At 48.3% G+C, this 25522-nt stretch carries 23 protein-coding genes; 11 read left to right on the top strand and 12 right to left on the bottom strand.

What is annotated here, in order from left to right; all coding sequences use genetic code 11:
* Positions 1-216: 216 nt before the first annotated feature.
* Positions 217-462: a photosystem I iron-sulfur center protein PsaC gene (gene psaC / locus C7I86_RS10835; RefSeq protein ID WP_002764973.1), complete on the bottom strand. Its 246-nt coding sequence runs from the start codon at positions 460-462 to the stop codon at positions 217-219.
* Between the two features lie 368 nt (positions 463-830).
* On the opposite strand from psaC, the gene C7I86_RS10840 reads away from it, so the two are divergent.
* The 4 genes from C7I86_RS10840 (at position 831) to C7I86_RS10855 (ending at position 3842) form a co-directional block, all read left to right on the top strand.
* Entirely contained in the window at positions 831-2408 is a 1578-nt protein-coding gene (locus C7I86_RS10840; protein WP_010873266.1) for an NAD(P)H-quinone oxidoreductase subunit 4, read from the top strand.
* 178 nt (positions 2409-2586) lie between these two features.
* The gene (locus tag C7I86_RS10845; RefSeq protein ID WP_010873267.1) at positions 2587-2907 is read left to right on the top strand and encodes an SH3 domain-containing protein; all 321 of its coding nucleotides are present in this window, start codon (positions 2587-2589) and stop codon (positions 2905-2907) included.
* A 64-nt stretch (positions 2908-2971) separates the two neighbouring features.
* Complete coding sequence (locus C7I86_RS10850; protein WP_010873268.1) at positions 2972-3304, top strand: hypothetical protein; 333 nt, start codon at positions 2972-2974, stop codon at positions 3302-3304.
* Positions 3305-3587: 283 nt separating this feature from the next.
* On the top strand, positions 3588-3842 hold the full coding sequence (locus C7I86_RS10855) for a hypothetical protein (protein ID WP_010873269.1): 255 nt from the start codon (positions 3588-3590) through the stop codon (positions 3840-3842).
* A gap of 131 nt (positions 3843-3973) precedes the next feature.
* On the opposite strand, the gene C7I86_RS10860 is transcribed toward C7I86_RS10855, so the two are convergent.
* A complete protein-coding gene (locus C7I86_RS10860; protein ID WP_223211276.1) occupies positions 3974-4762 on the bottom strand; it encodes an HAD family hydrolase in 789 nt (262 codons plus the stop codon).
* 308 nt (positions 4763-5070) lie between these two features.
* Here C7I86_RS10860 and C7I86_RS10865 point away from each other — a divergent pair, with 308 nt between their 5' ends.
* Both C7I86_RS10865 and C7I86_RS10870 read left to right on the top strand, forming a co-directional pair.
* A complete protein-coding gene (locus C7I86_RS10865) occupies positions 5071-7761 on the top strand; it encodes a phycobilisome rod-core linker polypeptide (RefSeq protein WP_010873271.1) in 2691 nt (896 codons plus the stop codon).
* Between the two features lie 273 nt (positions 7762-8034).
* Complete coding sequence (locus C7I86_RS10870; protein WP_010873272.1) at positions 8035-10224, top strand: hypothetical protein; 2190 nt, start codon at positions 8035-8037, stop codon at positions 10222-10224.
* Between the two features lie 26 nt (positions 10225-10250).
* Here the strand turns inward: C7I86_RS10870 and C7I86_RS10875 are convergent, their stop codons facing one another.
* Together C7I86_RS10875 and C7I86_RS10880 are read right to left on the bottom strand one after the other, a co-directional pair.
* The gene (locus C7I86_RS10875; RefSeq protein ID WP_010873273.1) at positions 10251-11453 is read right to left on the bottom strand and encodes a DNA double-strand break repair nuclease NurA; all 1203 of its coding nucleotides are present in this window, start codon (positions 11451-11453) and stop codon (positions 10251-10253) included.
* A gap of 35 nt (positions 11454-11488) precedes the next feature.
* The gene (locus C7I86_RS10880) at positions 11489-12001 is read right to left on the bottom strand and encodes a hypothetical protein (RefSeq protein WP_010873274.1); all 513 of its coding nucleotides are present in this window, start codon (positions 11999-12001) and stop codon (positions 11489-11491) included.
* Between the two features lie 252 nt (positions 12002-12253).
* Here C7I86_RS10880 and C7I86_RS10890 point away from each other — a divergent pair, with 252 nt between their 5' ends.
* Both C7I86_RS10890 and C7I86_RS10895 read left to right on the top strand, forming a co-directional pair.
* The gene (locus C7I86_RS10890) at positions 12254-13324 is read left to right on the top strand and encodes a Gfo/Idh/MocA family protein (protein ID WP_020862213.1); all 1071 of its coding nucleotides are present in this window, start codon (positions 12254-12256) and stop codon (positions 13322-13324) included.
* A gap of 73 nt (positions 13325-13397) precedes the next feature.
* Positions 13398-15329, top strand: coding sequence for a DUF4114 domain-containing protein (locus C7I86_RS10895; protein WP_014407129.1), 1932 nt, complete (start codon positions 13398-13400; stop codon positions 15327-15329).
* 10 nt (positions 15330-15339) lie between these two features.
* On the opposite strand, the gene C7I86_RS10900 is transcribed toward C7I86_RS10895, so the two are convergent.
* A complete protein-coding gene (locus tag C7I86_RS10900; RefSeq protein ID WP_020862212.1) occupies positions 15340-15522 on the bottom strand; it encodes a hypothetical protein in 183 nt (60 codons plus the stop codon).
* Here C7I86_RS10900 and C7I86_RS10905 point away from each other — a divergent pair.
* From C7I86_RS10905 to C7I86_RS10915, 3 genes are all read left to right on the top strand, one after another.
* On the top strand, positions 15521-16162 hold the full coding sequence (locus C7I86_RS10905; protein ID WP_010873277.1) for a hypothetical protein: 642 nt from the start codon (positions 15521-15523) through the stop codon (positions 16160-16162). The genes C7I86_RS10900 and C7I86_RS10905 overlap by 2 nt on opposite strands.
* A 227-nt stretch (positions 16163-16389) precedes the next feature.
* Positions 16390-16917 carry a tetratricopeptide repeat protein gene (locus C7I86_RS10910; RefSeq protein WP_010873278.1) on the top strand — a complete coding sequence of 176 codons (528 nt, stop codon included), beginning with the start codon at positions 16390-16392 and terminating at the stop codon, positions 16915-16917.
* A 59-nt stretch (positions 16918-16976) separates the two neighbouring features.
* Positions 16977-17444: a CBS domain-containing protein gene (locus tag C7I86_RS10915; RefSeq protein ID WP_010873279.1), complete on the top strand. Its 468-nt coding sequence runs from the start codon at positions 16977-16979 to the stop codon at positions 17442-17444.
* Here C7I86_RS10915 and C7I86_RS10920 read toward each other — a convergent pair.
* The 7 genes from C7I86_RS10920 to gcvT form a co-directional block, all read right to left on the bottom strand.
* Positions 17441-18769 carry a recombinase family protein gene (locus tag C7I86_RS10920; RefSeq protein ID WP_010873280.1) on the bottom strand — a complete coding sequence of 443 codons (1329 nt, stop codon included), beginning with the start codon at positions 18767-18769 and terminating at the stop codon, positions 17441-17443. The genes C7I86_RS10915 and C7I86_RS10920 overlap by 4 nt on opposite strands.
* Before the next feature lie 20 nt (positions 18770-18789).
* Positions 18790-19113, bottom strand: a complete 324-nt coding sequence (locus tag C7I86_RS19205; protein ID WP_020862211.1) for a metal-sensitive transcriptional regulator — start codon at positions 19111-19113, stop codon at positions 18790-18792.
* A gap of 619 nt (positions 19114-19732) precedes the next feature.
* The gene (locus tag C7I86_RS10940; RefSeq protein ID WP_010873283.1) at positions 19733-21355 is read right to left on the bottom strand and encodes an NAD(P)/FAD-dependent oxidoreductase; all 1623 of its coding nucleotides are present in this window, start codon (positions 21353-21355) and stop codon (positions 19733-19735) included.
* A gap of 44 nt (positions 21356-21399) precedes the next feature.
* On the bottom strand, positions 21400-22254 hold the full coding sequence (locus C7I86_RS10945; RefSeq protein WP_010873284.1) for an ABC transporter substrate-binding protein: 855 nt from the start codon (positions 22252-22254) through the stop codon (positions 21400-21402).
* A gap of 41 nt (positions 22255-22295) precedes the next feature.
* Positions 22296-23354: a virginiamycin B hydrolase Vgb gene (locus tag C7I86_RS10950; RefSeq protein WP_010873285.1), complete on the bottom strand. Its 1059-nt coding sequence runs from the start codon at positions 23352-23354 to the stop codon at positions 22296-22298.
* Positions 23355-23415: 61 nt separating this feature from the next.
* Entirely contained in the window at positions 23416-23874 is a 459-nt protein-coding gene (locus C7I86_RS10955) for a hypothetical protein (protein ID WP_010873286.1), read from the bottom strand.
* 385 nt (positions 23875-24259) lie between these two features.
* Complete coding sequence (gene gcvT / locus C7I86_RS10960) at positions 24260-25378, bottom strand: glycine cleavage system aminomethyltransferase GcvT (RefSeq protein WP_010873287.1); 1119 nt, start codon at positions 25376-25378, stop codon at positions 24260-24262.
* Positions 25379-25522: the final 144 nt, after the last annotated feature.

Consider the following 25522-nt stretch of genomic DNA (forward strand, 5'->3'; position numbering starts at 1 on the left):
GTAATCCCCCCGTCAAGCCTAGCTTTGGTCGAAAATCGCCGCTCTGGTAAAAACATTAACTTTCGGATTATTTCGTGCAGGTGAACAAACTTAGATTGAATGTTGACAAACAAACAAATAAAAAAGAAGACCCCAGGGGCCTTCCCAGCTCGAAAGCTGTCAAAGTTTGATCAAAAATTGGAATAATGGCGGGGCCAGTTACCAGATCTATACGATTTAGTAAGCTAAACCCATACTGCGGGTGGTTTCGGCACCCAAATAAACTCGGATACTTAAAAAGTCTGTGGGACAGGCGGTCTCACAACGTTTGCAGCCAACACAATCCTCGGTTCTAGGGGAGGAGGCGATCTGAGCGGCTTTACAACCATCCCAGGGCACCATTTCTAGAACATCGAGGGGGCAAGCCCGGACGCATTGGGTACAACCAATACAGGTATCGTAAATTTTTACACTATGGGACATTGACTATCGGCTCCTTAACCGAGGGTTCTCCGTAAAGTCGAAAAAAATAATATTGTCAGGATTATGGGCTAGTTTACCCCACACCTGAATTTCCTTTCGGAAAAAACGCCATAACTTCAAATTCTGTTACATCTTTAGAGTGACTTTGAGCTTGTAACCAAGAAAAACCGCTTCAACAGAGCTTAAAGCAAAGGTAAAGCGAATCTAAACCATAGAAAAAAACCTGGGTGTGAACAAAAGTTAGACTGGCGGCGATCGCCACTGGCCTACCCGCAACTTAGAAAAAGTTAGGAAAAATTAATCTTTTCTGCGGGCCCGACCGGAAAAATCCCTGCTAGATTATTGTCTGTAAAGACTATCTGGGTAGTATGAACACTTTTCCCTGGCTGACCACGATCATCCTTTTGCCGATTGTGGCGGCTTTATTCATTCCCATTATCCCCGACAAGGACGGTAAAACTGTTAGATGGTATTCCCTGGCGGTGGGGCTAGTAGACTTTGCCCTGATCGTTTATGCCTTCTACAGTGGTTTTGACCTGAGCGAACCGGGATTGCAATTGGTGGAAAGCTACACCTGGCTACCCCAGATTGATCTCAAATGGTCGGTGGGGGCCGATGGCCTTTCCATGCCGTTGATCATTCTCACCGGTTTTATCACCACCTTGGCCACCATGGCCGCCTGGCCGGTGACTCTGAAGCCAAAGCTATTTTATTTCCTGATGTTGCTCATGTACGGTGGGCAAATTGCCGTGTTTGCGGTGCAGGATATTTTGCTCTTTTTCCTAGTCTGGGAATTGGAGTTGGTGCCAGTGTATCTAATTCTCTCCATCTGGGGCGGCAAAAAACGCCTCTACGCCGCAACGAAATTTATTCTCTACACTGCGGGGGGGTCTTTATTCATCCTGCTGGCAGGGCTGACTCTGGCTTTCTACGGTGACGTTAATACCTTTGATATGTCGGCGATCGCCGCTAAGGACATTCCCGTTAACCTGCAATTATTGCTATACGCTGGCTTTTTAATTGCCTACGGCGTTAAGTTGCCCATTTTTCCCCTCCATACCTGGTTACCCGATGCCCACGGGGAAGCCACTGCGCCGGCCCACATGTTGCTGGCGGGCATTCTGTTGAAAATGGGAGGTTATGCCCTGCTGCGGATGAATGTGGGGATGCTCCCCGATGCCCATGCCGTATTTGCCCCGGTTTTGGTGATTCTTGGGGTGGTGAACATTATTTATGCTGCTTTCACCTCCTTTGCCCAACGAAATCTGAAGCGAAAAATTGCCTATTCTTCCATTTCCCACATGGGTTTTGTCCTGATCGGTTTAGCATCTTTCACTGACCTGGGCATGAGTGGGGCCATGTTACAAATGATTTCCCACGGTTTGATTGGGGCCAGTCTGTTCTTTATGGTGGGAGCTACCTATGACCGGACCCATACCCTGATGCTGGATGAAATGGGGGGCATTGGCCAAAAGATGAAAAAAGGTTTTGCCATGTGGACAGCTTGTTCCCTGGCGTCCCTGGCTCTACCGGGGATGAGTGGCTTTGTGGCGGAATTAATGGTGTTTGTGGGTTTTGCCACCAGCGATGCTTATAACCTAGTTTTCCGCACCATTGTGGTTGTCCTTATGGGAGTTGGGGTAATTTTGACCCCCATTTATCTACTCTCCATGCTCCGGGAAATGCTTTACGGTCCCGAAAACGAGGAGTTGGTAAATCACACTAATCTAGTGGACGTGGAACCTCGGGAAGTTTTCATTATTGGTTGTCTGCTCGTGCCCATTATTGGCATTGGTTTCTATCCCAAGCTCATTACCCAGATTTACGATCCCACCATTAATCAATTGGTGCAAACCGCCCGGCGATCTGTGCCGAGTTTGGTCCAACAGGCTAACCTTTCACCCTTGGAAGTCACTGCTTTACGGCCCCCCACCATTGGTTTTTAAGTCGACCAAGAAAAAGGGTAGTTAAACACAGTTAACTCACTTAATTGTTGGTATTTATCTACCCTCTTCTAGTTGAGTTTGTATTCGATTGAAGTTAGTTAAGATTTTATTAAGATAACTCACCGTAAAAATAAATACTGTTACAGTTGAAAAATAATTAACCATCAACCTATATCCAATGACTTTGGACAAGCTTGGGTCGGCCTTTTTGCTAGGTATTGCTTTGGCGAGCTTGGGCGTTCCTGCCCTTGCCCGGGGAATTTCTACCCTCAGGGCAGCAGATCCCAATACTCGTATTAATGTGAGAACTCAGCCTACTATCAAATCCAGTGCTCCTCAGTATGGACTACCCGGTGACAAAGTTGAAGTCATCAAGTGTGTTCAAGATAAGGACACCCAAAATAGTGATTTGAATTGGTGTGAAGTTAAATTTGTTAAATCGAAAGCTGTCGGTTGGATACGCAGTGACTTTATTATTTTTGCTGACGGAGGCGAATAGCTTCGCAGAAGATATACCTTAAACACTTGTCATAATTCACAAAATTTTGCACTGCAAAACAACAATGAAAAAATTCTCTAGAACTGTTTCTGCACTGATTCTATCTATATCAGGGGCGATCGCCTGGTGTTTACCAAGTTTTGCAGCTATTCCCCTGTTTAATGCCACTTGCCCCGGAGAAATTGAGGTTCATGCTGATCAGGGCGGACCTATTTTTATCAACGGTAAAAAAGCTCAGTTAATTGTTAAAAAGCCTGCATATTATGAGGCGAAATTGTCCCAAGGTGCTAATTCTGACGTTGTCGTTTCGGTGGCTATTAATGAGGACGACACGGTAACGATTAGCTATACAGGTAAAAGAGGTGCTAACGGCATTTGCACTGTCAAAGAAGACTAGAAACCATACACAAAAAAATTTAAGACCTGACTGTTTCTAATTTGGTGCAGTTGGGTTTTGCCGATTTTAGAAATAGAAACTGCTGAGCTAGACTGGGGGTTCTTGTACTCCGAAAAATGTAATGAACAGTTAAGGTCGCTGCCGACTCTTATTTTTCCTGTCTATGATAGTTTTGCATTTGCACTCCTTGAATCAAGTTTATGTTAGACTGGGCGCAGATTAGTTAAGCGTTTTCAGCCAGTTTTCCGAATTTTTTGGACCCCTTCACAACAAACCTAAACCTATGAAAAACTTCCCCGCAATGATTGGTGGCAGCTTGATAGTTGGCTCTTTTGCTCTTTTTAGCGGAGCTATGCCCGGTATGGCCCAGGAAGTAGAATGCGAAGCCTATGAAGAAGATGGCATGGGCGTTGCGGTTTGCACTGATGATGATGGTAATACCGCCGTCAGTGTCACGGATGAAGAAGGCAATCAAGTCACCATTGTGGAAGATGAGGAAGGCAACGAATATACGGAAATTATCGAAGTGGAACAGTAAAATTGCAGAAGTTTTTGTGAAAGCAATTTATTTTCCTTTGGTCTAGAAAGCCGTTGGCAAAACTTTACTTTTTTTCTTAGGTCAACCCCAGTAAAGCTCAGGCAATACTATGGGTATTTTCTTGGTGTTCTCTAAAACCATTCGGAAAAGGGAGCAGAGAATTGTTGCAAAGACAGTAAGTGAAAACGTTTTTTTTGTTTGGCTAACCCTCGGCTATCTGGTGTGTTGTAGCCCCAATCTGCCAGAAATAAACTGGTTTGCTCTAGGGCAGGCTGGTTCGCAACGGTCTCCAGAGTGGTCAACATATCCTCCACAAACCAAAGGCGATCGCCGTCACATTGATGCTTGACTCGCAACTGTTCCAGGGTTTTGAATTTAGGTTGCTTAATTTCCTTGCCAATAATTTGTCCTAGAGGGAAATCTACTTTCTGATTTTTGAGCAACTGTTGTACGAAGCGGCCTTCCTTGGTGGTGACAACGTAAAGCCATTGAGGGTAGGGGGATTGTAGCCAATGATTTAACTGCCCAATTACCCCCGGATAAAAATGATGAAGTCCTAGCCAATAGGCCAAATCGTTGTGAATGTAGTTATCCCGCACCTGGTCTAGGACTGGAGCTAGTTGGGATTTGCCGATTTGTTCTTGGCGTTGTAGAGTCTGGGCAACGGCGGGCCATGCTGCTTCAATAGCGGCTGGTTCTACCCCCGTAGCCAAAGCTTTGAGTAGTAGGGGCATTTCCCACCCCGTTTCAATCACCGGCCTAAGGAAATAAAAGTTATCCCTTTGGCGATCGAGCTTCTCCCGCGGTAGATCTGGCCAAATTTGTCGACAAACTTGACAACTAGTTTGAAAATATTCCTGCAAACCGTCGCAGAGCACACCATCAAAATCCAGGACTAGCAAATGGGGAAATTTTTCCATAGATTCAAAGGGTGACATTTAAAACTGCATTATCAGTCATGTTTTTCCGGTCCTGGTATCAATCCCGATTTTTTTGATACAGTCCATTTTGCTTAGCCTTGGGAATGCCTAAGGGACTGCCAAACAGGGCCATTCAATCAAGTTCTCCTACATAAAAGTTAACAAAGCCCCTGTAGCGTTCCGAAACGTTCTACCCTAGATGCTGATTCACTTTTTTATGATGAACCTTTAAATAAGCCTTGGCCGGGCGGCTTTTTCCCTCGTTTTAAGGCGATCGCAATTTTGTTAATGGGAGATAATGAAATCCAATGAGTGTTAAGGCAAGTGGTGGCAGCTCACTAGCGCGACCCCAACTCTACCAAACCGTTCCCGTCTCCGCTATCAGCCAAGCAGAGCAACAGGATCGCTTCCTAGAAGGGTCAGAACTAAACGAGTTAACAGCGTATTTTCAGTCCGGTGCCCTGCGTCTAGAGATTGCAGAGACCCTAACCCAAAATGCCGACTTGATCGTCTCTAGGGCCGCCAATCGAATTTTCACCGGCGGTTCCCCCCTCTCCTACCTGGAAAAGCCCGTTGAGCGTCAACCTGCATTGGTGGGTGCCTCCAGTGATAGTCGCAATGGCAGTGTTACCTATGCCGAAAGCAATGGAAGCGGTGGTCTCTTTGGGGGACTCCGTTCTGTTTTTAGCAGTACTGGCCCCATTCCCCCTGGTTTCCGTCCCATTAACATTGCCCGGTACGGTCCCAGCAACATGCAAAAATCTCTCCGGGACATGTCCTGGTTTTTGCGCTACACCACCTATGCCATTGTGGCCGGGGACCCCAACATCATTGTGGTCAATACCAGGGGTTTGAAGGAAGTCATTGAAAATGCCTGTTCCATCGATGCCACCATTGTCGCCATCCAGGAAATGCGGGCTGCTTCCGCCGATTATTTCCGCAACAATGCCCAGGCTAAAGAGATTGTTCTGCAATACTTCGACATTCTCCTGAGCGAATTTAAAGCCCCCACCCCAGCCAATAAAGTTCGCCAGGGCCCTTCCAATGATATCCAAGGTTTAGAGCTACCCCAGAGCTATTTCAATGCCGCCGCTAAACGGCAGAAATACGCCATGAAGCCCGGTTTGTCCGCCCTGGAAAAAAATGCGGTCATCAAGGCAGCCTACCGGCAAATTTTTGAGCGGGACATTACCAAAGCCTACAGCCAATCCATTTCTTATCTGGAATCCCAGGTACGCAATGGCGACATTTCCATGAAGGAATTTGTCCGTCGTTTGGCTAAATCTCCCCTCTACCGCAAGCAATTCTTTGAACCCTTCATCAACAGCAGGGCTCTAGAATTGGCTTTCCGCCATATCCTTGGTCGGGGACCCAGCTCCCGGGAAGAAGTGCAAAAATACTTTTCCATCGTTTCTAGTGGTGGCCTTCCCGCCCTGGTGGATGCGTTGGTCGATTCCCAGGAATATGCCGATTACTTTGGGGAAGAAACAGTGCCCTATCTGCGGGGTCTAGGGGTAGAAGCCCAGGAATGCCGCAACTGGGGGATGCAACAAGATCTCTTTAGCTACAGCGCTCCTTTCCGCAAAGTTCCCCAGTTCATCACCACCTTTGCCCAGTACGATCGCCCGTTACCGGATCAACACGTCTATGGTTCCGGCAACGACCCCCTGGAAATTCAATTTGGGGCCATTTTCCCGAAAGAAACCCGCAATCCTAGCAAACGACCTGCTCCCTTTAACAAAGACACCAAACGGATTCTCATCCACCGGGGCCCGGCGGTTAATAACCAAGTAGGCAATCCCAGTGCTGTGGGCGAATTTCCCGGTAGTTTGGGGGCGAAAGTGTTCCGTCTCAATGGCGGTTTACCCGGTGCCAAAGTGGGCAAAAATACCGGCACCAGCGTCAAATTTGGTGAAAGCTCCACCCAGGCTTTGATTCGGGCTGCCTACCGTCAAGTGTTTGGTCGGGATCTGTACGAAGGGCAACGGCTCTCCGTGGCGGAAATTCAACTGGAAAATGGCGACATTAGCGTGCGGGAATTTATCAAGCGTCTAGCTAAATCGGAACTGTTCCTCAAGCTTTACTGGGCTCCCCACTACGTCTGTAAGGCGATCGAATATATGCACCGTCGCCTGCTGGGTCGTCCCACCTACGGCCGCCAGGAAATGAATCAATATTTCGACATTGCTTCTAAACAGGGTTTCTATGCTGTGGTGGAAGCGATGATTGATAGCAAAGAATACAGCGATGCCTTTGGGGAAGACACCGTTCCCTACGAGCGTTACCTCACCCCCGGTGGTCTACAAATGCGTTCCGCCCGGGTTGGTTCCCTGCGGGAAGACATTGGTCAACGGGTGGATAAGGAAGTTACTCCCCGCTTTGTGGAATTGGGCCAGGTTTCGGCCATCCGCACTGAGCCGGAAATTGCCTACCGCAGCAACCAAGGGGTTACCCGTCAACGGCAACAAACCAAAGTCTTTAAGCTGGTGTCCACCTACGATAAGGTTGCGGTTAAAAATGCCATCCGGGCCGCCTACCGTCAGGTGTTTGAGCGGGATTTGGAACCTTACATCATCAATTCCGAGTTCACTGCCCTGGAAAGTAAGCTCAGCAACAATGAAATTAACGTTAAGGAATTCATTGAAGGTTTAGGCACTTCCGAGCTCTATATGAAGGAGTTCTATGCCCCCTATCCCAACACCAAAGTGATTGAAATGGGTACCAAGCACTTCCTCGGTCGGGCTCCCCTCAATCAAAAGGAAATCCAGCAGTATAACCAAATTTTGGCCAGCCAAGGGCTAAAGGCCTTCATCGGGGCTATGGTCAACGGCATGGAATATCTGCAAACCTTTGGTGAAGATACGGTGCCCTACCGTCGTTTCCCCACCCTACCGGCGGCTAACTTCCCCAATACGGAACGGCTTTATAACAAGCTCACCAAACAGGATAAGGAGTTAGTGGTTCCCAGCTTTACCCCAGTAGTAAAAGTGGGCGGTTAGGTTGCGGTTGTTTAAAGCTTAGCTATTCCTGATTGGTTGATTGATTGTTCTGAACCTAGCTAGTATTCAACACTGGCTAGGTTTTTTGTTGTGGAGAGGACAATAATTCCTATATTTGGTAGGTTTTTGACTCCAGCCGAAGATGGGAGAAGTGGACAAAACCTGACAAAAATTCTCAGAAGTTAATTTTTAGGGCAATGCCATTGGCTATGCTGAGAGGAGCGGTCATGCTTATCGATCGCCGGTTTGGTTTTCCCCATTGCCTTATTTTCTATGGCCCACCCGTTGTATGTCGCTTTTGTTTGGCATCAACACCAGCCTTGCTATCAGTCCTATGGCATGGTGGGCAATGGCCATGGATATTATCAATTACCCTGGGTGCGGTTACATGGCACTAGGGATTACGGAGGGTTGATTAAGTTATGGGCCCGTTACCCTTCCCTGCATCAGACAGTTAGCTTCACTCCTTGTTTGCTAGCCCAATTGGAGGATTATGCCCAGGGTTTGGCCATCGATCGCCATTTAGCCCTCACCCTGAGCCCAGTGGAAAAGTTAAGCCTAGAGCAAAAGGTGGAAATTCTGACCACTTTTTTTGAGGCTAATCCCCGCACACAAATTTTTCCCCAGCATCGGTATCAACAGTTATACGAGCAACGTCAAAGGCAAGGGATAGACTGGTGTATATCCCATTGGCAACCCCAGGATTTTAGTGATCTGTTGGCCTGGCATAATCTGATTTGGTTTGATGCCCTCACCATCGCAGAAGATCGAGATGTGCGGGATTGGTATTTTCGGCAAAAATCCTTTACCCTCGGCGATCGCCAAAGAATTATTAGTAAGCAACGGCAAATTATCCAGGGAATTATTCCCCTCCATCGCCAGCTACAAGAATCTGGGCAACTGGAAATTATCACTAGTCCCTACGGCCACCCAATTTTGCCCCTTTTAGCGGATACCAACATTGCCCGCACTATACAAGCGGCCCTCGCCCTACCGGACCCCCGTTTTTGTTGGTCGGAGGACGGAATCAGGCAATTGCAACAGGGTAAGCAATACTATCGGAGCACCTTTGGCCGGGAATCCCGGGGTTTATGGCCGCCCGGACTGGCAGTTAGTCCTGCCATGTTGCAAACAGTGGCCCAACTCCGTTTTGAATGGTTATGTGCCGATGAATCCGTCCTGGCCCAGAGTTTGAGTACCAGTGCTGAAAGGTCTGTCTGGTTGAACTCGGTCTATCGAGTGCCCACGGAGGACGGGGAGTTGGCCATGGTGTTTCGGGACCAACAACTGTCGGATTTGATCAGTTTTCATTATGGGCGCTATTCCCCAGCCCAGGCAGCCGAGGATTTGATGGCCAGACTTTTAGCCCGCCGCCCCCAGGCGGAAAATGGCCAACCGAGATTGGTAACTATTGCTTTGGAGGGGGATCGAACCTGGAATGGCTATGAAAATAATGGCTTTGGCTTTTTGCAACAGTTCTATCAACAGTGTGAACAATTGGGTCGCCAAGGCCTACTGCAATTGGTGACAGTGTCCAAGTTTATAGACCAATTTCCCCCTACCCAAGTTCTGGCCCAACAGAATGGCATCCCTATTCCTCTGATAGGCTCCTGGAATCGGGGCAATTTCAGTAAATGGATCGGTCAACCCAGCCAAAACCAGGCTTGGGATTACTTAATTGACGCCAGGCAAGCCTTAGCAAGTCATCCTGAAGCCACAGAGGAAAATAATCCTGAAGCTTGGCAGGCTCTCTACGGGGCAGAAAGCTCCGATTGGTTTGAGGCTTTTGGCCAAGGTCATTCTCCCCAAACCCTCAATTCTGAAGCCCTATTCCGCCAACATTTGATCCGGCTCTACCACGCCCTTAACGAAACTCCGCCCGGTTATTTGCACCATCCCTTAATTGATCAAAATGGCGATCGCCCGTTGGGCGGTTATCTCTATCCCCACTGGGATAATTTAACTAATTTGATTCCTTGGCAGGTGGCTAATGGTCTGGCGGTGCAAGAGGGCAAGGAATTCGTGCAAACAATTTACTATGGCCACGATCGCCAACGGTTGATCCTGCGGTTTGATTTCCAGCGACTGTTGCCGGAATTGATCCCAGATGAACTCCATTTAGCTTGGTACTATCCCTATCTGCCCCATGGCCATGCCCCCCTGGCGATCGCCTCTTTGCCAGACCAAGGGCCGTTAAATTACTATTTCCATCACCACTGCCGCATTAATCTGCACCATCTCCAAAGTCACCACGACATTGCCGTGGGGCCCAACCGTTGGCAACCCCATCCCCAACGGCCCCAATTAGTCCATCAAGGACAAACCCTAGTGATGGTAATTCCCATGGCCGCTTTGACCACACCTAGGCCAGAGAGCCTCGACTTATTATTGTTGCTAGCCCAGCAAGGGGAATTTTGGGCTAATTTATCCGGGGACAATCTGGTGCAATGGCGTTTGCATTAGCTGATTTTTGCTGACCACCATCACATCTAAACCACCGTATTCCTTTTCCTGGCTTCCTTATAGGAAGTGCCAATGCTCCTCAGCCCCGTCCTGACCAATTGTTGTTCCAACAGGGCAAAAAAACGACGGCGATCGCCGCCCCGCACCACGGCCTGATTATGGGCTTCCGCTAGGGCCACGGGATAACCAAAACCCTTTTCTATCTGACTAAGGACAATGGCTAAGGATTGATCAAGCAACTCCGAATCCTCCGCTAGCCAAACGGGAAATTCCACCCTCGCTACCTCCGAACTGCCTTGGACATAGCAAAAACAAACCCGTTGTTCTGGGGCATAGGCTTCCAAAATGCGGGCATTACTATGCCAAATCGGCCCCCGTTGTCCAGGGGATAGAAACTCCTTCCACAGATTGCTATCCCGCAGCGGGTCAAAAATTTGACAGGGGGTTTTCCGTTCCTCCGCCTGACAACCTTCGCAATGGCTGACGCAATTGGGGCTTTCGTGGGGACAAGCCTGGAGCCGCAAAAGATTAATCGATTCCACACTCCTGGGGGCACTGATGTAACTCATCAGGGGAATGCGGGCCTGACGTAGCGTTTCCCAGGCGGCCAAAATCGGTTCCAGAATTTGGTTCCTTGCTTCCTGGGGTAAATTTTCCAAAAACCAATAAATTAGCGAACCATCCACCATGGCTAAGTTAGGGTCGCTGTGGGGCCCTGGGGGGCTAACCCAACGACAGGCTAGGGCGGCTAACCTTTCCGCTTCCAACACAGTGCGGCGATGACCCAACCATTCCTCGGTGCGAATACCCCAACGGCGGGAAGCGTATAAATCTTCAGGACGGTAATAAACCTCCGGCACACTGTCCAACAGAGGATGTAAATTTTGCCCATAGTGGAGCATCACCCGGCCAATGTTGAGCAGGTAACAGTAAGCGATTTCATGGTGGGAGGGCGCAATTTGGGAACCGTCCGTGGCAAACACACTGTGGTTAACCGGAGCCTCCCCAATGTTGACCCTTGTATCCAATGGTTCCAGAGGCCTAGCCACTGCAAAAAAGAGGCGATCGCCCCATTCTGTCAGGGTGTTGAGCAAATAGGATTGACGCTGTTGAGCTTGGAAAAATAATTCCTTAGCCCTTTCTAGCCGTTGATGGCCAGCAGTGGCTTCCTGACGGAAATGTTGCCCCAGGGCCGGCATTTGGCCAGCTAACTTGGTGATATCAAGCATAGAGGAGGCAAAATTAGGATCTATGGGGTCTAGATTTAGTAGAAGAAAATTGCTCCCGTGGGTTGCAAGTTAATGGAGCGGTGGCCGTAAAAACGTTCCTCTATATTGACATCACCTTTGGTTACAGTGATCACTGCCACATTATCAGCCCCTACCATTTGGGTGCGGGCATCGACGGGAACAGTAAATTTAAGCAAAAAGGATTGTTCTGGAGTGCTGGGGGTGGCATTTTCGGGATAGACCATGATGTAGGCATTATCGCCAAAGTTTTCGAGCAGAACTGTTTCCCCTGGGGCTACCGAAGCCGGGGGGAATGATTCCAAGTTAGAAATGTCATAGTCCAAAGCCACATCTGTTTTATTAACCAACTTAACCTTGACCGGCTTTTTGGGGTCAAATCTACCGACGGGCTGCCAAAAGCCCGGCTGATAGGTGGTGGCAGGGGGATCCTGGGCTTCGGCTATGGTGGCGTAAAGGGCTGGAGTTAGACCAACAAAGGCCGTGGTCAGTAAAGAAAGGGAAGCGGTCAGAGGACGAATATTCGGCATAGATAAATTCCTTGATGTAAGTTTGGTAAAGTTTTTCGATCAAATCACCAAAATCAGTTCCAGCACAATTATTGGGGTCAGTTTTAACCCCGGTCCAGAAAATCGGCGATAATCTCCCCTGGGTCGGTTTTTGACTGGGGAAAGAAGAGAAACACGGCCTGTGCTAGTATCTAAGGCATGAATTTTCGTGAAGTTAATTATAACAGTCAGTATTTTGCGGCTGGCTAGGTGTTTAGGAGTGGCAACAGCATCATGACGAGCCATCAGCTCAACGGGCAACGGAGTTACCTTCAGCCGATCCGCATCGGGGTGATTGGGGTGGGCAATATGGGACAGCACCATACCAGAGTCCTGAGCCTGATGAAGGATGTGGAGTTTGTGGGTATTGCCGATGTCAATGTGGAACGGGGCCTAGACACCGCCAGTAAGTATCGGGTGCATTTTTTTGAAGATTATCAGGAGATGTTGCCCCATGTGGATGCGGTTTGTGTGGCGGTTCCCACTAGGCTCCATCACGATGTGGGCATGAATTGTTTGCAAAATAATGTCCATACTCTGATTGAAAAACCCATTGCCGCTAGCATTGCTGAAGCGGAATCCCTGGTTAATGCCGCCGCCGATGCCAATTGCATTCTCCAAGTGGGGCACATTGAACGCTTCAACCCGGCATTTTTAGAGCTAACCAAAATTCTCAAAACGGAAGAGTTATTGGCGATCGAAGCCCATCGCATGAGTCCCTATTCCCAGCGGGCCAATGATGTCTCCGTGGTATTGGATTTGATGATCCATGACATTGACCTGTTGCTGGAATTGGTGGGTTCGGAAGTGGTTAAACTGTCCGCCAGTGGCAGTCGGGCTTCTGGGTCAGGATATTTGGATTATGTCACCGCTACGTTAGGCTTCTCCTCCGGCATTGTGGCCACCCTCACCGCCAGTAAGGTCACCCATCGTAAAATTCGTTCCATCGCCGCCCACTGCAAAAATTCCCTCACCGAAGCGGATTTTCTCAATAACGAAATTTTGATCCATCGCCAAACCACCGCTGATTGGAGCGCGGACTATGGCCAGGTATTGTATCGCCAGGATGGTCTAATCGAAAAGGTTTACACCAGTAATATTGAACCTCTCCACGCTGAATTAGAACATTTTATTCATTGTGTTAGGGGAGGTGATCAACCCTCAGTGGGGGGAGAACAGGCCCTCAAGGCCCTGAAGTTAGCCAGTTTAATTGAAGAAATGGCCCTGGACAGTCAGGAATGGCATGGGGGGGAAGTTGTGACAGAATATCAAGATGCCACCCTGGCCCTCAGTGCGAGTGTTTAAATCAACTTAATTAATGCAATTATTGCGAGTTCAAACTCGATAACTTTGTGAAATATTACTGTTGAATTAATCTATGACTATTCAATACACCCCCCTAGCCGATCGCCTGTTGGCCTACCTCGCCGCCGATCGCCTAAATCTCAGCGCCAAGAGTAGTTCCCTCAACACCAGTATTCTGCTCAGCAGTGACCTATTCAATCAGGAAGGGGGAATTGTAACAGCCAACTATGGCTTTGATGGTTATATGGGAATTCCCGGTATGGATGGCACCGATGCGGAATCCCAACAGATTGCCTTTGACAACAATGTGGCCTGGAATAACCTGGGGGATTTGTCCACCACCACCCAACGGGCCTACACTTCGGCTATTAGCACAGACACAGTGCAGAGTGTTTATGGCGTTAATCTGGAAAAAAACGATAACATTCCCATTGTTTTTGCGTGGCCCATTTTTCCCACCACCCTTAATCCCACAGATTTTCAGGTAATGCTTAACACGGGGGAAATTGTCACCCCGGTGATCGCCTCTTTGATTCCCAACAGTGAATACAACGAACGGCAAACGGTAGTAATTACGGGCAATTTTGGTAATCGTTTAACCCCAGGCACGGAGGGAGCGATTTATCCCGTTTCCGTAGGCACAGTGTTGGACAGTACTCCTTTGGAAATGGTGGGACCCAACGGCCCGGTCAGTGCGGTGGGTATTACCATTGATAGTCTCAACCCCTACGTGGCCGGCAATGGTCCCAAAATTGTCGCCGCTAAGTTAGACCGCTTCAGTGACCTGGGGGAAGGGGCTCCCCTCTGGTTAGCCACCAATCAAAATAACAGTGGCGGGGATTTATATGGAGACCAAGCCCAATTTCGTTTGCGAATTTACACCAGCGCCGGTTTTTCCCCCGATGGCATTGCCAGTTTACTACCCACAGAATTTGAACGGTATTTTCAACTCCAAGCGGAAGATATTACGGGACGGACAGTTATCCTAACCCAAACTGGTGTTGATTATGAAATTCCCGGCTTTGGTCTGGTGCAGGTGTTGGGGCTGGCGGATTTGGCCGGGGTTCAGGACAGCTATGACCTGACTTACATCGAAGATCATGACAACTATTACGACATTATCCTCAAAGGGGACGAAGCCGCAGTTCGCCAAATTAAGAGGGTTGCTTTGCCCTCCGAAGGGGATTATTCGGCGGTTTATAATCCCGGTGGCCCCGGCAATGATCCAGAGAATGGTCCCCCAGGGCCCTTTACTGTGTCCAGTAGTCCCCAGGTAATTGAGGTAACGGATACCATCGGCCAGCCCACCAAAGTCTCCTATGTGGAAGTGGATGGCCCCGTATTGCGTAATCCCTTCAGTGGTACTCCCATTGGGCAAGAGGTGGGTTTAGCGGTTAAAGATCTGGCCACAGGTCATGAAATTTATCAGTACACTGACCCAGATGGGAAGGTATTTTATGCTTCCTTTGCTGCCGCTGATGACCAAGCCACGGATTTAACCACGGCGATCGCCAATCCCACGGCCATCGATTTAATTAACGCCAGGGGATTTACGGCGGGTAGTTCCGTCACCGTATCGGGTTCCTACAGTCGGGAAGCCTTTTTTGATGGATCCATGGGTTTTTATCGACTTCTGGACGATAACGGTGCAGTGCTAGATCCCTTAACAGGTGGTGTAATCAACCCAGGACAGGTAGGTTATCAAGAAGCAGCTTTGGCAGATAGCAATCGTTTGCAAGCCACTGGCTCCACCCTAACGGCAGAAGACCTAGAAACCAGAGCATTTTCCTTCAATATTTTGGGTGGCGAGTTGTATGCGCCATTTTTAACGGTTAATGACAGTCTTTCCGGTATTAATCAGACTTATTTTGCCTTTGGGTCGGCCAACCCAGATGGCATCAGCCACAGCACAAACTTGGGACCCAACGTGATTGGTTTTGAAGATTTTCTCGGCGGAGGAGACCTAGATTTCGACGACATCATTGTCAGATTTACGCTGACTTAGCTCAGGGGCATTATCGGAGCAAGCCGATATTCAGGTAAGATGGGGCGGTGCTTTTGTGGGTTGATCCATTAGCTTTAACCCCATTGTCTCCACTGACGGTAATAGTTTTCCCCACTGCGATTAATTGTTTTGTTTGGAGGAGGGACTGCCCCACCGTCAGCCCGCCGCCATAGTTTTGCATTTCCACTGCCATGGGCATCGAACTCCGTAGTTACGTTTACCTGGATAGTCTCCAGTCCCAACATGCAGCCTACATTGGGACGGTGGCCTCCGGCTTTTTGCCGCTACCGGGGGATTGTTCCCTCTGGGTGGAAGTTTCCCCAGGCATTGAAATTAACCGCATTACCGATATTGCTCTTAAGGCAGCGGTGGTGCGGCCGGGGGTATTATTTGTGGAACGGCTCTACGGTTTGTTGGAAATCCATGCCAGTAATCAGGGGGAAGTGCGGGCGGCAGGGCAAGCGATTTTGGCATATATCGGTGCCAAAGCCAGTGACTGCATCAAGCCCAAGGTGGTGTCTAGTCAAATTATTCGCAACATCGATGCCTATCAAACCCAGTTAATTAACCGTAATCGGCGGGGCCATATGCTGTTGGCGGGGCAAACCCTGTTTGTATTGGAAGTGCAACCGGCGGCCTATGCTTCCCTGGCGGCCAATGAGGCGGAAAAGTCTGCCTCTATCAATATTTTGCAGGTTAGTTCCATCGGTAGTTTTGGTCGACTTTACCTGGGAGGGGAAGAAAGGGATATTAAGGCGGGGGCGCGGGCAGCCATTGCGGCGATCGAGAATGCCCCAGGCAAAGTGCCCACCCTGGAAGGTAAAAATGAATAATGGAGGCTCGTCACAATACATTTCACCGTAGGCTGCTTCTCTATCCCTCTCGATCGCCGAAGAAACGTTAACAACCTAGGCCAGAGCATTTTCCTAGTGAGATGGAAGCGTAACCACGTACAATGGGCTTCTGGGGTTAGCGATCGCCAAAGATGTTGGCCGTCGGGGCCGTTGCCTATTTTGTCGCCCGTTAATTCTTTCACCGAAGTATTAAGTTCACTGTTCCCATGACTGAGTCTCTACCCATTGTTTATCTTTCCGTCTTATTGATTATTTTGGGGGGACTGGGCATATTTGTCTTCAGTCAGGTGTTAAAGGCCCGTCGCCTAGAAAATACCTTTAGCAAACTACAAAAGAAGCTACAAAACACCAAAGGTACCGCCCAGGAATATTATCAATTGGGTAGCATTTATTTAGACAAAAAATTATATTCCCAATCGATTAATTTATTTCAAAAAGCCCTCAAAATGGCCGAGCAAGTGGAGCCAGAAAACCAAGCTTTGATTTACAATGCTATGGGCTATGCCTGTTTCGCTCAGGAGCAATTTGATCTGGCCATTCGCCATTACAAAGATGCCTTGAAACTATACCCAGATTATGTCATTGCTTTAAATAACTTAGCCAATGTTTATGAAAAAAAACAAATGGTTAACAAGGCGTTGGAAACCTACCAAGAAACTTTAGCAATAGAACCCAACAATAAAGTAGCTCAACGGCGGGCCAATTCCTTGAAAAAACGGCTTGTCGAGACTTAGAATAGATTGGGTATAACAAAAAAAAGTTAGGTCAAAGTTCCAAATTCAGCATAGGTTTTATGAGCAGAACGGTTGGGGAAGTGATGACCCCGAATCCCATCACAGTCAAACCAGATACCCCCCTACAGGATGCCATTCGTCTTTTGGCGGAGAATCGCATCAGTGGCATGCCGGTGCTGGATGACCAGGAAAAATTGGTGGGGGTCATTTCCGACACCGACTTGATGTGGCAGGAGTCTGGGGTGGATACGCCTCCCTATGTGATGTTGCTAGACAGTATTATTTACCTACAAAATCCCGCCCGCCACGAACGGGAATTGCACAAAGCCCTGGGACAAACGGTGGGGGAAGTGATGAACGATGTTCCTATTAGCATTTTGCCCACCCAAACTTTACGGGAAGCGGCCCATTTGATGAATGAGAAAAAAATTCGCCGTCTGCCAGTGTTGAATGTGGAAAGTAGGCAACTGATCGGTATTTTGACCCAAGGGGATATTATCCGCGCCATGGCCCGGGGAGAAGCCTAGGTCGCTGGGTTTCCCTTGGCTCCAAAGACGAAGGTGAGGCAAAAATCCCATCCCTGGGGTTTTCGTTCCAATTGGATACTACGAATAAACTCCCGGAAGTAAAAACGGCGTTCCGTTTCCGACAGGTCTCGCCAAAATTGCGGTAGGGAAACGGCAGGAATGATGCGTTGCAATTCGTCCGGGGGCATTTGGTCCAACTGTTGTTGTAGCTGGGCCAGGTCTTGTTTCAGTTGGTACCGGCGCAGTTGATGAGTGTGGCTGTCCAGTACGCCCCGCTGTTCCCAGGTGGGTAGTTGCTCGAGTAAACTCTGTTTTTCAACGATCGCCTGTTGTAAATGCTGATACTCGGTGCCCAGGGAAGACGGGGATAACTGGGCCACAGCCAGGGGCAACTGCTGACAAATTTGCTTAATTACCTGTTCTAACAATTGTCCATAGGCGATCGCCTGGCATTGTGGTTGTTCGGGACAATGGCGGGGCCGGAGATAAAGATAGGCCTTGCTTTGATGACGGGATGTCACATGGGCCACCACCCAGGGGGTCTGGCAACGGCCACAACTCACTAAACCAGCTAAGGAACGGGGGGCACTGGCGGTGCGGCGTGGTAGAGGAGCGTTACGGCGTAGGAGGCGGTCAATTTGGGCTGCTTCAGTGCGGCTTAATAAAGGGGCATGGGTATCGGCAATGACGGTTTGATTTTGGTAGAGCAAATCCCCCCGATACACGGGATGGCTTAACCAACGTCGTCCGGTGGCCACGGCAATTTTCTTGCCATAGGTCTGTTCCAAATAGCGGACAGAGCTCCGCAGGCAACCAGAGAGGATAAATTTTTCAAAAAATGCTTTCACTACCGGAGCTGTCGCCCGGTCCACCACATAATGGCCAGAACTACGACGATAACCATAGGGCGCTTTACCAGGGGGAGGAGCTAAAGCTAAACGATTACGGGCGTGGCCTCGGCGGAGACTATCTTTGCGTTGTTCTTGCTCTAGGTTGGCCCACAGTTCTGACCATTGTTGTCTGGCGATCGCCATTTCGGCCTTGCCATGGTTCTGATAATCCTGCTCTAGGGCGATGACCGTGATGCCATAATTTTCCAATTGGGTCAAAGTTTGGCTGACTTCGGCGGTGGACTGGCCCAATTCATTGAGATTTCTAACCAGACAATAATCAATGCTCTGATTTTGGCAATGCTCCAACAGTTGCCCCAGGGCTGACCTTTCCCCTAGATCCACATAAACTTGGTCCACCTCCACTCCCCAAATCTGAGGATCCGGTGCTGGTTCCAACAGGCGATCAGAATAAACGTAGGCAACAATACGCATGGCGACAGGTTGTAAAAACCCTATAAAAACCGGTCTAGGGCTTCCTTCAACTCCGCCAACTCCTGCTCAATATTGCCTTCCGCCGCCGCCCTGGTGATGCACTCATTCATGTGGTCATCCAAAATTAATCTAGCCACCCGGTCTAATGCCCCCCGGACTGCCGCCACCTGAATTAACACCTCTGGGCAGGGACGATTTTCCTGCACCATGGTTTTCACTCCCCGAATATGGCCTTCAATGCGGGAGAGGCGATTAACTAACTTTTGTAAGGATTCTTGGCTGTGGACATGGGGATGGGCGTGACTATGGCGGGCAGAAGGATGGGGTACGGGTTGGGAAGTCATACGTTCAATATTTGTCGATATTTGCCGATAAAACCATTGCCCAATTAGACAATTTTTCTTGATGTTAGCGGGGGGGAGAATTTTGCGTCGCTGATGGCTTATTTTCGGGAGGACACCTTTAGCCCAATAGCTTATCGTAGTCTTCGTGTGTACCAATCCAAAACCACACATAGCCGTCATCGGTTTCAACCGACAATGCTCGATAATCTAAGGTGACTCGAACAGACCATAATTCTCCCACTTTTTTGAAATGGAGTGAGGGATGGCGAGGATTTTGGTTGAGTAATTGATAAGCCTTATCTGCCCGTCTCTGAATTTCTTCTGGCAGATGCCGATAACAAAACCAGAAATCAGAGTTAGTGTGGTGGTTCAAAGCACTTTTGTCCGACCAGCGTTATGGTCTGCCAATGCCTTTTCCGCTAAGGCTTTTAGCTTACCAGACTTAGAGTCTTGCTCAATTTGACGATCCCATGCATGCCAATCGTACTCGTGGAACCATACGCGGAATTTGGCGAAATCCGAGGGACTTAGCTGTTTAACTTGTCTTTCAATTTGTTCTAAGTTACTCATCAAATTTATCAATACCCTAGCTAGGTTTGGCGTTACAAGATTATTCTACTCAGACGTCAACTTTAGCAAAAAAATCCAAGGCGATCGCCTCTGCTACCTTAATGCCATCAATGCCAGCGGATAAAATGCCCCCAGCGTAACCAGCCCCTTCCCCAGCAGGGTAAAGGCCAACGGTGTTAATGCTTTGGAAATCATCTCCCCGTTTAATGCGAATGGGAGAAGATGTTCTAGTTTCCACCCCAGTTAACACAGCATCATCCATGGCAAAACCCCGGATTTTTTTATCAAAAGCAGGAATGGCTTCCCGCAAAGCGGCGATCGCATAATCGGGCAAACTTTCCCCTAGGTTGACTAGTTTTACCCCCGGTTTATAGGAAGGTAGAACGAAGCCAAATTTAGTGGAAGGCCGATTGGCTAGGAAATCCCCCACCAGTTGCCCCGGTGCTTGGTAGTTTTCTCCCCCCAACTGGAAAGCCCGCTCCTCCCAAAATCTCTGCAAAGCAATGCCCGCTAAGGGATGATCTGGATAATCCACTTCCGGAGTGATGCCCACCACAATGGCGCTGTTAGCATTGGCTTCATCCCGGGCGTATTCACTCATGCCGTTGGTGACTAATCGACCTGGTTCCGAGGCGGCAGCCACCACTTTTCCCCCCGGACACATGCAAAAGCTGTAAACCGATCGCCCGTTTTGGCAATGGTGAACTAATTTATAATCGGCGGAACCAAGGCGGGGATGGCCAGCTTGCGTCCCAAAACGACATTGATCTATTAAAGATTGAGGATGCTCAATGCGAAAACCAATGGAAAAGGGTTTTGCTTCGATATAAACTCCCCGTTCAAATAACATTTTAAAAGTGTCCCTGGCACTATGTCCCACCGCTAGCACCACATGGTTAGTGGCAATATAATCGCCATTTTCTAGGGTTACTCCCTGCACTTGATTATCTTTGATATTTATGTCAGTAACATGGCTTTGAAAATGAATTTCTCCCCCCAACTCTTCTATGGTGGAGCGCAAATTTTGCACAATTTTAACGAGGCGATAGGTGCCAATGTGGGGACGATTAATATAAAGAATTTCTGGATCGGCTCCGGCCTTAACAAATTCCTCCAACACTTTGCGACCGTAATGGTTTGGGTCCCGCACCTGACTGTAAAGTTTGCCATCGGAAAAAGTTCCTGCTCCCCCCTCCCCAAACTGCACGTTGGATTCAGCATGGAGTTTTCCTTTCACCCAAAAGCGAAATGTGTCCACACTGCGGTCCCGTACCGATTTGCCCCGCTCCAAAATAATCGGTTTCAGACCCATCTGGGCCAGTAGTAAACCGGCAAACATGCCACAGGGTCCCGTGCCAATCACAATGGGCCGTTTTCCCTCAAATTTTTGATCGGGCTTAACCTGGGCAACAAGTTTATAGGTTGTATCAGGACTGGGGATTATTTGGCGATCGCCGGCCAATTTGTTCAGTAGTTTTTGCTCTAGGGGCGTTACTACATCAACAATGTAAACCAAAAGAATTTGCCCCCGTTTGCGGGCATCATAACTACGTTTAAAAATGGTGTAACTGGTTAATTCTTTGCTGCTAACACCTAACTTTTTTAAGATAGCCTCTTCCAAAGCTATATCGTCATGGTCTAGGGGTAGTTTGATTTCACTAATGCGTAACATTTAAGAAACTTACTGAATAGGCATTTTTTTTGAACTCAGTCTGTTTATGGAGAAACAACCGCATCATCGACCGCATACTTTGTGATCAATTCCTGGATACATCCACTTTTTTTTAGTTCACTGATAAAAGACTGGAGATAGCTTAGCCCTTGGGGGCGGCCTTTTCCTGTGGCCATGGCCTGATGAATAATCATAAAAGATGTTGATAAAATCCTTAATCCACCATAGCGCTTCATGTCCGCCACCAACTGGTTGCGAATTCCTGCCCCAACTGGAAATTTGTGGGCGAGCATAAAACCTGTTACCTCGGGAGATGTCGGGGCCTGGACGAGGTGGGCATGGTGAATATTCCGATCCAAGAAAAGGTTATAAACACTGTTCTTGCCAACAACTATCTGAATGCCGGCACGATCCACATCAGCCAGGGTTAGGATTGGGGAATCTTGTCTGACGATATAAGCACCTTCAATTTGAATGTAGGGGTTGGTGTAATCTACACTTTCAGCCCGCCAAGGATCCACCCCAAAGAAGCCAATATCAGATAAATTTTTACTTACCCTTTCAAAGGAAACAGCCGCAGCTTGGACTACGGTAAATTCACTGGGAACCCCTAGCCCTTTTGCCAGTAAATGGGCAATATCAACGGAGATACCAAAAGGGCCAAAGTCATCAGCTTCGGTTGCAAGAACATAGTTGCCAGTATTAATGGCAACCCGGAGTGTCCCTGTGGGAGTTAGCTCCCGAATGGCCGCAGTAGATGGCTGAGGCAAATTGGTTGCTTGGCAAGTCGTCGGCGCAAGGGGAGGGACAGCCTCAGCATGGGCAGAGGTTTGCCCCAAACCAAGATAGAGCGGACTGGCTAGGCCAAGGATTAGTAAACATTTCCGAAATAAATTCATAGGCGATCACCTTGGCATAAGTGATGAGCAGCGGTGAATGTTTAGGGAATACGTTCAAATAAAACGATTTGATCAACACCCTGCTGTCCAGCCCAAATTTTGTCTCCAACACCGTTCATCTGTAGAGTCTGTACATTCTGTTTATTGCCAGGAAAAACCGTAAATGACATCGTCTCTGGATTAAATTGATGGATTGAATTCGTTCCAAAATCAGAACTCCAGACCCGGTCTTGGTTATCCACATAGGTCGAATAGCCCCGGGGCCCTAAGCCTGGCAGTTTATAAGAATCCCAACTCTTATTTTGGGGGTTAAAGCGCATCAAAGCCCCATTTCCCCAAGTTGTGATCCAAATATGACCTTGAGAATCAGACCAAATTCGGCGGGAGCCATTGGCCTTATCATCCGGAATCGGAAAAACTTCCGGGAGATAGGTTTTCGTATCAATCCGAGCAATGTAATTCCCCGCCAAACTAGTGTACCAAACTTCCCCCTTGGGAGTTGCAGTCATTCCATAGGGACCAAATCCCTGGGGAGCAGGGAAAATTTTCATATCTCCAGTACTCGGATCTAAGCGTCCGTAATAGCCATTTTGAGCCGTAAACCAGAGAATCCCCTCGCCATCGAATACTGGGGTATTTAAATTGCCGTAACCCATACTGCCGGAGAAGGGAGGGAGTTGAAAAGTCTTAACTTCATGGGTTTTGCGGTCAAACCGACGAATGGCATTGGATTCATCACAGATCCAAAGTCCTCCATCCGGGCCCATAACTACACCATGGGGATGGGAACCAGTCCCCAATGGATAAAGTTTTACTTCGCCGGTTTTAGGATTGAGATGCCCAATGACACCAGACCATTGCCCATTAAACCAAACCGACCCATCGGGATCTGGGGCAACATCCCGGGTACCAATGCCGGGAACAGTGGGATAAATGGTAACTTTATAACGACTGGCATCATTGCCGATCGCCTCTGGTGCTGGAATCCCAGATGTTTTGTAGGTTGAGGCCGGCACGGGAGCCGCTAGGGCGGCATCAAAACTAGCAGGCCAAGAAAGAACTAGGGCAATTAGTAGGGATTTAGCTGGAAAGGGACTCATGGCAGTTATCTCAGTTACTGTAATGGTTGTTATGAACGATGGGCGGGAAACGATGGGCAAACTAACCGCAGCCAATGGCTTCTAGGTCGTAGGTAAACCCTTTGGACTGGGGATAAAGGCGATAATTTTCCAGAATCTTGACATTAAACACATCCAGAACTTTCCCAGGCTGATTAACTTGTAACGGCCCCCAGACAATTGGATTGGTGGAGTCTGGGACGAAAATTGGGGCACCGGACTCAAAAATGGTGTCGTCTGAATATCGAGCAATTAACTGGGTTGGATAACTAGCCCCATCGGTTGTCACAGGGGTGAGCTTGATCGTAACGGTAGATATTGGGCGAGTAATCAGAAAATAGGTGTTGCCATGGGAGCTAAAACCAAGCTCAGGGCCGATGGTCACTCGAACGGTGTTGCCCGCAGTGGAAGATACCTGGGGAGGAAGTGGTGCACAGGTTTCGGCGGCGGCTGTACCAGCAAATAATACAGCGCAGATCATAAAAATTAAATTAATTTTCATTGAAAGAAATAATGTACCTTAAATTGACGTGAGTTCGAGATTAGGACTTACTGAAAGCCTTGTCTTTAATCAAGGTTTTCCTCTCAGAACGTGTTTGAAAAGCGCAAGACTAGGTATTTATCCCCCTAAATCCCACTTAAAAAGGGGGACCTTTGTCACAGTTCCCCCCTTTCCAAGAGGGGCTAGGGGGGATTAAACAGCCAAAACTCAACTTTTTAAACGCTTTCTCGGGGCAACCGAAATAGAGCCAGCAAATCCCAACATTGTCAATTTTATTCGTACACGCTCCCACCATGGGTTCAAGGCGAACTAAATAAATTTAGGGATCAAACAAAGTCTTTGATTTACTGAGCTTTCTCATTTTTAGCCTTACCCAAAACTCAGGTTAACGAGGTTTTTGCTCGGAACGATAAAAGAGCTTTTTCACAACTTTTATGCCATAAGTTTTACCCCGAACTTCCACTTCCAATTCCTGGCCCACTTTGGCCAGTTCCGTGGGGACGTAACCCAAGGCGATCGCCTTTTGCAGGGTAGGAGAAAGGGTGCCACTGGTGACAATGCCCATAATTTCGCCGTTGTGGAGAATAGGATAATCATGGCGGGCAATTTGTTTTGCCAACATCTCCAAGCCCACTAAACGTTTTTCCACTCCATTGGCTTTTTGTTCTGTCAACACCGCACGACCAATGAAATCCCCTTTACTATCAAGGTGTACCAACCAACCCAAACCTGCTTCCAGGGGCGTTGTTTCGTCATTCATATCCTGTCCATACAAACCCATGCCAGCTTCCAACCGTAAGGTATCCCTGGCTCCTAAACCGCAGGGAGTAACACCTTTTGACCCGAAAGTTTGCCAGAGTTGTTTTCCCACTTCTGGGGAAACCATAATTTCGAAGCCATCTTCCCCGGTATAACCAGTACGGGCAATGAAGGCTTTTTCCCTGAGAAATTCTGCTTCCAAATGGCCAAAGGCGGGTAATTCACCTAAATTCTGATCCACTAAAGGCTGCAAAATTGTAAGTGCCTCTGGGCCTTGGAGGGCAATTAAAACCTTTTCCCTGGATAAATCTTGAAAATCAATCTCTTCAGGTAAATGCTCCAGTAACCACTGCTTATCCTTGACCGTCGTGGCGGCATTAACAATTAAAGTTACCCGTTCTTGTCCTTCTGGGTTTTTGCCCTGGTCATAAACAATAATGTCATCAATGATTCCCCCTTGGGCATTCAACAACACAGTGTACTGGGCTTTACCGGGAGTTAAACGGTCTAAATCTGAAGGCACTAAACTTTGCAATGCTGCCAAAACCTTCTGTCCAGTCAGGACAAACTTCCCCATATGGGAAATATCAAACATCCCCACCTTTTCCCGCACCGCTTGGTGTTCCTGTTTTAGCCCAGCAAATTGTACCGGCATTTCCCAACCCCCAAAGGTTGTGAGCTTGGTAGTTTGTTCCGTAATGAGGTTGTAAAGGGGAGTACGCAAGGCAGGGAAAAGATTGGCCACAATGGTTCCAGGAATCAAAAATCAAAGAAATCAGCAAGTCCTTTCTGCATAATAGATTTTTCCTAAAAAAAGCACAAAAAATCCCCCTGGTTAAAGGAGGATTATCGAATCTGATTCCCCCAGTATTGGGGGCTAGGGGACTTT

The sequence above is a fragment of the Synechocystis sp. IPPAS B-1465 genome, from assembly GCF_003015225.1.
Classification (GTDB): Bacteria; Cyanobacteriota; Cyanobacteriia; order Cyanobacteriales; family Microcystaceae; genus Synechocystis.

What these genes read in the sequence shown, in the direction of transcription:
- psaC (WP_002764973.1), bottom strand. Translation starts at nt 462, where the DNA reads ATGTCCCATAGTGTAAAAATTTACGATACCTGTATTGGTTGTACCCAA.
- C7I86_RS10840 (WP_010873266.1), top strand. Translation starts at nt 831, where the DNA reads ATGAACACTTTTCCCTGGCTGACCACGATCATCCTTTTGCCGATTGTG.
- C7I86_RS10845 (WP_010873267.1), top strand. Translation starts at nt 2,587, where the DNA reads ATGACTTTGGACAAGCTTGGGTCGGCCTTTTTGCTAGGTATTGCTTTG.
- C7I86_RS10850 (WP_010873268.1), top strand. Translation starts at nt 2,972, where the DNA reads ATGAAAAAATTCTCTAGAACTGTTTCTGCACTGATTCTATCTATATCA.
- C7I86_RS10855 (WP_010873269.1), top strand. Translation starts at nt 3,588, where the DNA reads ATGAAAAACTTCCCCGCAATGATTGGTGGCAGCTTGATAGTTGGCTCT.
- C7I86_RS10860 (WP_223211276.1), bottom strand. Translation starts at nt 4,762, where the DNA reads ATGGAAAAATTTCCCCATTTGCTAGTCCTGGATTTTGATGGTGTGCTC.
- C7I86_RS10865 (WP_010873271.1), top strand. Translation starts at nt 5,071, where the DNA reads ATGAGTGTTAAGGCAAGTGGTGGCAGCTCACTAGCGCGACCCCAACTC.
- C7I86_RS10870 (WP_010873272.1), top strand. Translation starts at nt 8,035, where the DNA reads ATGGCCCACCCGTTGTATGTCGCTTTTGTTTGGCATCAACACCAGCCT.
- C7I86_RS10875 (WP_010873273.1), bottom strand. Translation starts at nt 11,453, where the DNA reads ATGCTTGATATCACCAAGTTAGCTGGCCAAATGCCGGCCCTGGGGCAA.
- C7I86_RS10880 (WP_010873274.1), bottom strand. Translation starts at nt 12,001, where the DNA reads ATGCCGAATATTCGTCCTCTGACCGCTTCCCTTTCTTTACTGACCACG.
- C7I86_RS10890 (WP_020862213.1), top strand. Translation starts at nt 12,254, where the DNA reads ATGACGAGCCATCAGCTCAACGGGCAACGGAGTTACCTTCAGCCGATC.
- C7I86_RS10895 (WP_014407129.1), top strand. Translation starts at nt 13,398, where the DNA reads ATGACTATTCAATACACCCCCCTAGCCGATCGCCTGTTGGCCTACCTC.
- C7I86_RS10905 (WP_010873277.1), top strand. Translation starts at nt 15,521, where the DNA reads ATGGGCATCGAACTCCGTAGTTACGTTTACCTGGATAGTCTCCAGTCC.
- C7I86_RS10900 (WP_020862212.1), bottom strand. Translation starts at nt 15,522, where the DNA reads ATGGCAGTGGAAATGCAAAACTATGGCGGCGGGCTGACGGTGGGGCAG.
- C7I86_RS10910 (WP_010873278.1), top strand. Translation starts at nt 16,390, where the DNA reads ATGACTGAGTCTCTACCCATTGTTTATCTTTCCGTCTTATTGATTATT.
- C7I86_RS10915 (WP_010873279.1), top strand. Translation starts at nt 16,977, where the DNA reads ATGAGCAGAACGGTTGGGGAAGTGATGACCCCGAATCCCATCACAGTC.
- C7I86_RS10920 (WP_010873280.1), bottom strand. Translation starts at nt 18,769, where the DNA reads ATGCGTATTGTTGCCTACGTTTATTCTGATCGCCTGTTGGAACCAGCA.
- C7I86_RS19205 (WP_020862211.1), bottom strand. Translation starts at nt 19,113, where the DNA reads ATGACTTCCCAACCCGTACCCCATCCTTCTGCCCGCCATAGTCACGCC.
- C7I86_RS10940 (WP_010873283.1), bottom strand. Translation starts at nt 21,355, where the DNA reads ATGTTACGCATTAGTGAAATCAAACTACCCCTAGACCATGACGATATA.
- C7I86_RS10945 (WP_010873284.1), bottom strand. Translation starts at nt 22,254, where the DNA reads ATGAATTTATTTCGGAAATGTTTACTAATCCTTGGCCTAGCCAGTCCG.
- C7I86_RS10950 (WP_010873285.1), bottom strand. Translation starts at nt 23,354, where the DNA reads ATGAGTCCCTTTCCAGCTAAATCCCTACTAATTGCCCTAGTTCTTTCT.
- C7I86_RS10955 (WP_010873286.1), bottom strand. Translation starts at nt 23,874, where the DNA reads ATGAAAATTAATTTAATTTTTATGATCTGCGCTGTATTATTTGCTGGT.